The sequence below is a fragment of the Deltaproteobacteria bacterium genome (assembly GCA_016874775.1).
In the GTDB taxonomy this organism is placed as follows: domain Bacteria; phylum Desulfobacterota; class Binatia; order Bin18; family Bin18; genus VGTJ01.
Map to the genome: position 1 here is coordinate 18046 of VGTJ01000075.1, position 9240 is coordinate 27285.

The 9240-nt window shown below is 51.9% G+C and carries 10 protein-coding genes; 6 read left to right on the forward strand and 4 right to left on the reverse strand.

Annotation, left to right across the window (positions count from 1 at the left end):
- Nucleotides 1-26: 26 nt before the first annotated feature.
- Nucleotides 27-1256, reverse strand: coding sequence for an LL-diaminopimelate aminotransferase (locus FJ147_14010; GenBank protein ID MBM4256998.1), 1230 nt, complete (start codon nucleotides 1254-1256; stop codon nucleotides 27-29).
- Nucleotides 1257-1464: 208 nt separating this feature from the next.
- Between FJ147_14010 and FJ147_14015 the strand changes: the two genes are divergently transcribed.
- Nucleotides 1465-1950, forward strand: coding sequence for a cyclic nucleotide-binding domain-containing protein (locus FJ147_14015; GenBank protein ID MBM4256999.1), 486 nt, complete (start codon nucleotides 1465-1467; stop codon nucleotides 1948-1950).
- Here the strand turns inward: FJ147_14015 and FJ147_14020 are convergent.
- Complete coding sequence (locus FJ147_14020) at nucleotides 1943-2716, reverse strand: phosphohydrolase (protein ID MBM4257000.1); 774 nt, start codon at nucleotides 2714-2716, stop codon at nucleotides 1943-1945. The two genes, FJ147_14015 and FJ147_14020, sit on opposite strands and share 8 nt — an antisense overlap.
- Nucleotides 2717-2917: 201 nt before the next feature.
- On the opposite strand from FJ147_14020, the gene FJ147_14025 reads away from it, so the two are divergent.
- A complete protein-coding gene (locus FJ147_14025) occupies nucleotides 2918-3700 on the forward strand; it encodes an alpha/beta hydrolase (protein ID MBM4257001.1) in 783 nt (260 codons plus the stop codon).
- 141 nt (nucleotides 3701-3841) lie between these two features.
- Nucleotides 3842-4990 (forward strand): LLM class flavin-dependent oxidoreductase, encoded by a 1149-nt coding sequence (locus tag FJ147_14030; protein ID MBM4257002.1) that lies wholly within the window; start codon nucleotides 3842-3844, stop codon nucleotides 4988-4990.
- 205 nt (nucleotides 4991-5195) lie between these two features.
- Here FJ147_14030 and FJ147_14035 read toward each other — a convergent pair whose 3' ends face one another.
- On the reverse strand, nucleotides 5196-5732 hold the full coding sequence (locus FJ147_14035; GenBank protein ID MBM4257003.1) for a cupin domain-containing protein: 537 nt from the start codon (nucleotides 5730-5732) through the stop codon (nucleotides 5196-5198).
- A 55-nt stretch (nucleotides 5733-5787) separates the two neighbouring features.
- Here FJ147_14035 and FJ147_14040 point away from each other — a divergent pair, with 55 nt between their 5' ends.
- Nucleotides 5788-7026 (forward strand): MFS transporter, encoded by a 1239-nt coding sequence (locus tag FJ147_14040; GenBank protein MBM4257004.1) that lies wholly within the window; start codon nucleotides 5788-5790, stop codon nucleotides 7024-7026.
- A gap of 71 nt (nucleotides 7027-7097) precedes the next feature.
- Here the strand turns inward: FJ147_14040 and FJ147_14045 are convergent, their stop codons facing one another.
- Nucleotides 7098-7508, reverse strand: a complete 411-nt coding sequence (locus tag FJ147_14045) for an STAS/SEC14 domain-containing protein (protein MBM4257005.1) — start codon at nucleotides 7506-7508, stop codon at nucleotides 7098-7100.
- Nucleotides 7509-7651: 143 nt separating this feature from the next.
- Between FJ147_14045 and FJ147_14050 the strand changes: the two genes are divergently transcribed.
- Both FJ147_14050 and FJ147_14055 read left to right on the forward strand, forming a co-directional pair.
- A complete protein-coding gene (locus FJ147_14050) occupies nucleotides 7652-8068 on the forward strand; it encodes a fatty-acid oxidation protein subunit alpha (protein ID MBM4257006.1) in 417 nt (138 codons plus the stop codon).
- Complete coding sequence (locus FJ147_14055; GenBank protein MBM4257007.1) at nucleotides 8056-8418, forward strand: XisI protein; 363 nt, start codon at nucleotides 8056-8058, stop codon at nucleotides 8416-8418. The genes FJ147_14050 and FJ147_14055 overlap by 13 nt, the downstream gene beginning before the upstream one ends.
- Nucleotides 8419-9240 lie beyond the last annotated feature (822 nt).

Consider the following 9240-nt stretch of genomic DNA (forward strand, 5'->3'; position numbering starts at 1 on the left):
CTGAAGCCTGTAGCCTGTGGCCTTTTTCACAGTCCTTTCAACGCCTCCGATACACGCTGCAGCGCCTCGGCGACATTCTCATGACTGTTAAACGCGCTAAAACGAATGTACCCCTCGCCGCATTTGCCGAAGCCCGCGCCAGGAGTGCAGACGACATTGGCCTTTTGCAGCATGATGTCAAAAAACTTCCACGAGTCCATGTTGGCTTTGACCCATACATAAGGGGCATGGTCACCACCAATGCACTTGAAGCCAGCTTTGCTCAGGGTCGTGCGAATTAACGCCGCGTTGGCAAGGTAATAATCGCTCAACTCGCGAACCTGCTTTTGTCCTTCTGGTGAATAGACTGCTTCTGCTGCACGTTGGATTGGATATGACACACCGTTGAACTTGGTCGAATGACGACGATCCCACAGCGCATGCAAGGAATGGCCATTGCCTTGTGAGTCATAAATTTTGCATTGCTTAGGAATCACCGTGTACGCACAACGAGTGCCGGTAAACCCAGCGGTCTTCGAGAAACTGCGAAACTCGACCGCAACATCCAATGCACCGTCGATCTCATAAATACTCTGCGGCAATGAATTGTCACGAATAAAGGCGACATACGCAGCATCGTAAAGGATCAGCGCTTTGTTCTCACGCGCGTAGTCCACCCACGGTTTCAGTTGTGCTTTAGTGACTGTCCGACCAGTGGGATTATTGGGGAAACAGAGATAAATGACGTCGACTTTTTCTTTGGGCAGAGCTGGGACATAGTCATTGGCTTCAGTCGATTCGAGATAGACAAGCCCTTCGTAGCGTCCATCTTTCCAAGCTGATGTACGACCAGCCATAACGTTGGTATCAACATAGACCGGATAGACTGGATCAGGGACAGCAAGGCGTGAATCGAGCGCAAAGAGTTCTTGGAAATTGCCGACGTCACATTTTGAGCCATCGCTGATGAAAATTTCCTCGGGCGTAATCTTTGCGCCACGAGCCTGAAAGTCATGTTCGGCAATTTTCTCACGTAAGAAGGCATACCCCTGTTCAGGGCCATAGCCGCGAAACGATGCGTCCACGGCCATTTCATCGACCGCTTTATGGAGCGCGCTAATGCAGGCGTTTGGCAACGCACGCGTCACATCGCCAATACCAAGGCGAATAATCTTCTTATTCGGGTTCTCTGTTGCATAGCCGTTCACGCGCTTGGCGATCTCAGAAAAGAGATATGATGCTTGCAGTTTGAGATAGTTTTCATTCATGCGGATCATCGCACAGGTCCTCCTCGCGCCCTACGGTGTTACAGAAAATTGTGAGAAAGAAAAGTCCCAGAGGTGCGTACGGGAATATTCTTGACATGTACTCATAAGCGAGAGAAAATCAGAGCGGGTGATATGCAGGCGCGAGGTGGAAGTGTTTTACTCCCACATTGACCTGCCTGATATCCACGATAGGGTAACTCCTTCCGGAGGGAGAGCGATGCGTACGATTCTCGACTTTTGCCAGGGATTTCTTGAGAAGACCTTTGATCATGGGGAAACACTGCTTGTCGAAGGAGGCAGGGAAGGCATTCTCTACATCTTGATCGAAGGAACCATTGAAGTGCTCAAAGGTGAGGTGCAAATCTCTGTTGTTGCGGAGCCTGGGGCAATCTTCGGCGAGATGTCCATCTTGCTTGATATCCCGCACTCAGCGACCGTGAAGGCACTTTCACCCTCTCGTATGTATGTCGTTGAGCGTGCCGGCGAGTTCCTGCGGTCAAGTACTGACATTACGTACATACTCGCCCAGCTTCTGGCCCAACGAGTATACGGGGTCACAAGTTACCTCGCCGACCTGAAGCGTCAATTCGAAGATCAAAAGAATCACCTCGGCATGGTTGACGAGGTCCTTGAGACGTTGCTCCATCAGCAAGTTGAAGAGGCCTCTCCGGGGTCTGATCGTGATCCTGATCCGACTATCTGAGCCAGGTTGGTAACTCGGTGAGTTCAGGGAGTGGACGCCTCAAGGGTTCGTCTAGGTGTGCGACTTCAGCCCCAGCCAGCGAGAACCAGAGCGCCTTGCGCTCGTCGGTGTCAAAAATTACATGGGTCGGGCAGGGACCGATTTGTTGTCCAGAATTGAAGATCCATGTCGAACCGCGCCGATCTGCCCAGGAGCCGCCCTGGCGAAAAGGTGATTGATGAATATGGCCGCTGAGCACAATGTCTGGAGCATACTGATCAATCCACTGCACCAGAGACGTATCGCCGAAATGTTTCTGTCCGCCCCAACTGGTTGGTGATTCGTCTGGCGGCGCATGATAGACCCAGATCCAGTGATTCTTAGGTTTCGCGGCATCACGTGCAAGCTGTGCACCGACCTGCTCCCGGGCTTGTGGGCCATCCCACCATGGGCAAATCGTAAACAAAGTACCGTTAACCTCCAGGCTGCCTTCGTCGGTCGGTACCCCAAGATGGCGTACCTTGGAGATCCACTTTGCGAATTTCTCCCCGGCGGCGTTCCGGGTATCCAAATCATGGTTTCCTGAGCATACGACGAGACGGGTCTTGGTGTGGAGTCGCTTTAAGTACGTCAGGATCACGGTGATCTGAACCTGGATATCGACACTCGAAGAGATATCCAGATGGTCACCGGCGATCACAATGACATCGAAGGTTTTCGCTTCGTTTAGCACCCAATCGAATTGCTTGAGAGCGTAGTGTAGGTCAGAAACAAGAAGACACCGCATGATGACGCGCCCTCCTTTAGCCGCGCATGGCTCTCCAACATCCTCAACTGACGTAGCAATACTGATTCGATAATATGGATCTCTCAGGCGAATCATAGCGACTCCCATGAGTTTGCGTCAATGCCGCGAGGCTGTCAGCAAACTCCGTCGACTCTCTCTACGACCCTTGCAGCATCGATGTCCTGTTAGTAAACACAGGGCATGACGAAAACGAATACTCGCTGGTGTACAGTTCATGATGTCCAACTTGAAATGATCGAGGGTGGTCAAGGACGCCCCATTCTCTTCCTCCACGGTGAAGATGGGCTTGATCCGCAAGCGCCGTTTCTGACCCTGCTGGCAAACTCAGGTCACGTCTTTGCGCCTTCACATCCAGGCTTTGGTCATTCACCAGAAGTCGATTGGATCGATACGGTTGATGATCTCTCGTATCTGTATCTTGATTTTCTTGAGGCACAAGATCTGAACGACGTGATTGTGATTGGCAACTCGCTTGGTGGGTGGATTGCCGCAGAAATGGCAGTCAAAGCGACTGCACGAATCGCCAAGCTGGTTCTCATTGCACCCGTTGGCATTAAGGTTGGTGACCGAGAGGCACGAGATATTCCCGACATTTTTGCTTTGTCGCCAAATGAGGTGATGAAGCTCATCTATCATGACCCTGCCGTTGCAGCGGTTGATTACTCGAAGCAGTCAGATGATCAACTGACTGCAATGGCACGGAATCGTGAAGCGACCGTACTCTATGCCTGGGAGCCATATTTTCATAACCCGAAGTTACGACGACGCCTACGACGGATCGACGTTCCTACGCTCTTGCTCTGGGGAGCAAACGATCAATTTGTCACTCCGGGTTACTATGGTGCTGCATATCGTGACGCGATTCCTGGCGCACGGCTAGAGACAATTGCGCGGGCAGGGCACTTGCCGCATGTTGAGCAACCGGAGGCGGTGGTCGAGAAGATACGGATGTTTATTAAATAACGTGGGACCTGTTACATATTGCGTGAAACGTGAATCGTGTTGCGTGGTACGTGTTACGTGATCCTGTAAGCCCTGCTTTACGTAACACGCAATACGCAATACGCAATACGTAGTATACAGCATATTGCCGATGGAGATTTTATGCGCGCCTGGCACTTCAGCGAAAACGCCTATCATTTATTACCCGACCCGAAAGAGTACGACTCAATCCGTGTAACACTTCCCAATCGCTACTATGATCCCAAGATCGGTGCAGATCTCTATCATCGTTATATTGACGAGTGGGTAATTGCCGAAGACCTTGGCTTAGAGATCATGGTCAACGAGCATCACCAGACTGCGACCAATCTCAATCCTTCTGGACCGATTATCATGGGCATCCTTGCGCGTGAGACTAAGAAGGCGCGGTTGCTGATTCTTGGCAATCCGATTGCAAACCGACGTGAACCAGTACGCGTTGCTGAAGAGATGGCGATGGTCGACGTCTACGCACGTGGCCGCCTCGAGGTCGGGTTCGTGCGTGGCGTTCCGTACGAAATGTCAGCTGGCAATCACCGCCCAGTGCACATGATGGACCGCTTCTGGGAAGCGCACGATCTCATTCTCAAAGCATGGACCAGCCATGATGGGCCGTTTAACTGGGAAGGCAAGTATTTTCATCATCGACAAGTGAACATCTGGCCACGCCCCTATCAACAGCCACATCCACCTGTGTGGATCACGTCGGTAACACCTTCAAGCGCTCGACAAGTGGCAGAGAAAGGCTATGTGGTTGCGAGTTTCTTGACTGGCTTTGATGGCACCAAAGCAGTGATCGATACCTATCGCGGACGTCGTGCCGAGCTTGGGTTGTCAGCACCAGCATTGGACCGCTTTGCCTATGCTGCGTTGGTGTACACCGGCGAGACCGATGAAGAGGGCTACGCCGGAGCGCGCAAGTTGATGTGGTATGTCGAATCGAACAAAGTCCCGCCACAGTTTACGAACCCGCCTGGGTATCATCCGACCGCCGGGGTTGTGAACATGATGAAAGCCGCATCGACTGGTGGCGGTGCAGGAATATTTAAATTGTTCCAGAATCCGTCACTCGAATCATTTATGGAGCATGGGTTGGTGTTCGCGGGGAGCCCCGATTCAGTCTATAAACAGATTGTGAAGATGTACAAACATGTTGGTGGCTTTGGTCACTTGCTGTTAATGGGGCAAGCCGGGTTTCTTGAGCACGATGAAACGGTCAAAGGGATGAAGATGTTTGCGAAAGAAGTATACCCGCGGCTGAAGGAACTGTAGAAAAAAGACGCGACTATGGAAATGGGTTCCTTCGCCCCTCAGGGGAGAAGGTCAGGATGAGGGGTGAAAGCGTGATTTCATTGAGTGCGTTACGCAATTACCCTCACCCTAGCCCTCTCCCTGGCAGGGAGAGGGGATTAGCAGCAACACACTATCAGCGACAAAAACTCGTTCCCAAAGACGAGGAGGGGCGGTCGCCGGGTCGTTATTTCCCAGGCAGTGTCGCTCCAACCAAAATAAACGCAATCATCGCCGAAGTATCCGAGCGGTTACTCCACGCATGATTGGTCCCGCGCTGAATCAGCACGTCACCAGCCTTCATGAGGGTCTCCCCTTCATCCATCACAGCCCACACCTCGCCTGAGAGCACAATCGCGTAATCTACCGACGCCGTTTTATGCATCCCCGGAGTTTTACTGCTGGTATCGCGTGTATGGCTCGCGCCTAACGAGTCAAAGACTTTATGGGAATCTCCGCCTTTGTTCATCACCGCATCCGGAGGAAACTCGACGATCCGACAGATCGAGCCAGTTGCGGCAGGTTCAAGATGAACCGGACGTGCTGTCGGATCAGCATCGCTAGATAGATCAGCCGGTGAGGTTGTCGTCTCCCACAAATCAGTTACGCGCAGACCTGGTGCTGCGGGCAATTCAAGAATACTGGTTGCCATTCCATCCTGCATGATAATCGACTTTCCGGCAGCATTGTGGCCGGTGACAATGCGACGAATTTGTTTCGCCATAGCCCCCTCCTTTTGCAAAGTGTGAGCATGATAGTCTCACGCCGGGAGTCATCGCATGTGGAGCTTTTACAGTCAACTCTTCACCGGCCTACCACGCGAAGTGTGGTTGCTGAGCCTGGTTACCTTCGTCCAGCGCAGTGGCACGATGGTACTCCCGTTCCTGACCCTATACCTGACTCAAAAGCAAGGCTTCTCAGTGCAAGAAGCTGGTGTCGTACTCAGCCTCTACGGCGTTGGTTCGATTATCGGATCATACATTGGAGGTTGGCTGAGTGATCGTATCGGTTCGATCACTGCGCAGATTGTGAGTTTATTGCTGGCGACAGTGGCAGTCGTCGCACTCGGTGCAATGCATTCGCCTACGGCCATTGTCGTTGTTGTTCTGCTCTGGAGTATCGTGTCTGAAAGTATGCGTCCGGCGAACGGAGCCGCGCTTGCAGAACTCAGCCCACCACATTTGCAGGTCCGTTCCTTCGGTGTGCGACGCTTGAGCATGAATCTCGGCATGTCGATCGGCCCTGCCCTTGGCGGTTTTCTCGTGACCTTGTCGTATCGTTGGCTCTTTGTCATTGAAGCCGGTGTTGGAGTATTAGCGGCAGGACTGCTGTGGGGCCTGCTATTACCGGTCTCACGACGCGTGCCTTCATCACACCAGTCAGAGTCTTCGAGCACGGAAGTCAAAGCAGCTCGCCAATCACCGTGGCAGGATAAAATCTTCCTGACCATTCTCGTGCTCACCTCACTTTTAGTCATTGTCCTCTTTCAGTTGTTCGGTGCCTATCCGTTGACGTTAGCCGAAGTGCACCATTTCCCCTCGTATGCCATTGGTCTTGTCTTTACATTGAATACGTTGGTGATCGTCGTATGTCAGATGCCAGTTCTGCATGTCGTCGAACGTTTTGACACGTTACGAGTTATTGGCATCGGCGCATTTCTGCTGTGTGCTGGATTTGCGCTGTTACCATTAGGAACGACGCCAGGAGCTTTGGCTGTGACAGTATTGGTGTGGACCTGTGGTGAGATGTTGACGACACCGCTGCTGGAGAGCTTCGTCGCCCGACGCAGTCCCGTCGAAAATCGTGGACAATATATGGGGATGTTTAGCTCTGCGTTTTCCGTTGCCTTCGTACTGGCGCCAGTTGGTGGTACCTGGGTGTATGGGCACTATGGATACCTCACACTGTGGTGGATATGTGGACTACTGGGAGTGATGTTATTGGTGGCGTTTTGCTTGTTGAGTATTGCGGTGCGCAAGCAACAACTCGCTGAGGGTCAATTGAATGTTGCGGGATAGGTTGCCGTCATTCCCGCGTAGGCGGGAATCCAGGAGGTATAAGCAGAGGCTGGTGTATGGAGAGGTAGATTCTAGGCATGGATGGAAGAGCGGCGAAGGCCAAGTTGGTCCATCACGGCATCAAGCGAGACCTGTCGCAATTCTGCTAAAGCGATCAGGGCTCGTGGACGCTCGACGTCTGCCTGCTCTATCTGATCCGTCAATCGTAGGAGTTCTACATGTTCAGCAGGGGTAATGGTTTCCTCCTGCGACTTGGCAGCTAACTCCTCGTAACGCTGGCGTACAGTTTGTGGCAATCCCTGGTTGATCTGTTCTAACAAGTCAGTCTCAGTTTTGGAAAGGCTGACCGCTCGTTGACGCGCTTGGAGAGCGAGGAGTTTGTTGACAACCTGTTCAAGCTCGTTGGGCTCTAGCTGGGCAACACCTTTGAGGAGGTCATCAATATCAATCTCAACCTGTGATGCGACTTGCACTTTTGACATTGGCGCTGTCCTTCCTCTTTCTCATACGCTGCCAGCAATTCCTTATACCATCCGGTCGGTAGAAAAAGAACCTTCAGCAGTAGTGCGAGACCAGAATGAATTGCCCGGTTGCGAAAGCTTACAAAGCGTAGTTTGATACCCGCATGGCGGCTCGCGATGTGTTTCATGAAGCAGTAAAAATAGCTCTCGTCAAAGAGGGTTGGATAATCACACACGATCCGCTGTCTCTTTCTTTTGGTGGTGTTGATCTCTACATTGATCTAGGAGCAGAGAAGGTTATTGCTGCGGAAAGAGAAGGGCAACGTATCGCGGTGGAGATCAAGAGCTTCAGCGGCCCTTCGCTGATCTCTGACTTTCATGTAGCCCTTGGACAGTTTCTGAATTATCGTTTGGTTTTAGAAGCGCAAGATCCAGAGCGTCACTTGTATCTGGCTGTCCCGCTTGATGCTCACGTCGCATTCTTTACGCTACCGTTCGCTCAGTCTGCGATCCGTCGTTATCAACTCAAGGTACTCGTGTATAACAGTCAAACCCAGGAGATTCTCCAATGGCAAAGCTAGATGACTATCGCCGCTGTGTTCAGCAAGTCCTAGAACAGTATGGCCAACTGAAACCTGCCTATGGCGACATTGAGCGACAACTGCTCTTTGATCCGCTTCGTGATCATTATCAATTGGTTGTTGTCGGCTGGCAGCAGCAACAGCGCGTGTATAACTGCATCGTGCATGTTGACATCAAAGAAGGCCAGATTTGGATACAATACGACACCACTGAGAATGGAATCGCCAACGATTTCGTTGCGCACGGCATTCCCAAAGAAGACATTGTACTTGCGTTCCATGCTCCGTATAAGCGGCCTTACACAGGATTTGGCGTCGGTAAAGATCAGGCCAGGCAGCACGCAGCATAGCTCTGCGTCGGAAAAGTTGCGCCCTTCGACTTGGCTCACCTGTGCCTGCGGCACTGGCCAAGCAGGACAGGCTTATTCCGGCCTATATGAATGTCATCCCCATAACTTCGCACTGGCAAGATCAGCACCTTCACGCAAGGTGCGCAGCTTGGCCCAGACCACACTCTCTGCGACGAATTGGAAGCCCGCCACGGTACTGAATCCACAGTCAACTCCAGCGATGACGCGGCTGCGATCGCCGACGGCTTCTACAGTCTGCAGAATGCGATTGGCCACCACTTGTGGGTGCTCAACGTAGTTGGTCTTGGGATCGATGACGCCGGGAATCACGACCATCGAGTCCGGCAGTGGATATTGCTTGAACACAGCGTATTCGTGTTGATGACGTGGGTTAGCCATTTCGACGGATAATGCGCCAACTTTGGCTTGATAGAGAATCGGCAGAATCTTTTCCAGGGCGATGTCATGTACGTGTGGTGCCTCGAAGTTCGCCCAACAGGTGTGTAAGCGAATACGATCGGCAGGGATGTTCTCTATTGCCAAGTTGATAGCGGCAATATTGGACTCGACTACCTTCTGGAATTCCTGCTCGGGCAGATGCTGAAAAAACCAAGCGTGATCACAAGCCAGATCTGGTGCATCGATTTGTAAGATGAAGCCTTTGGCGTGAATCAGTTCGTATTCTTTCTTCAGTTGCTTAGGTGATTTTGAGAAAAGAAGATACCCAAAGCCGAGCGAGTGAGGTACGATAGCGGAGAGACAGATAACGTAGGGAGAGGTGGAGGGGCTAGGGTGTTCAGGAAAGATTTCACCAGTCCAAGT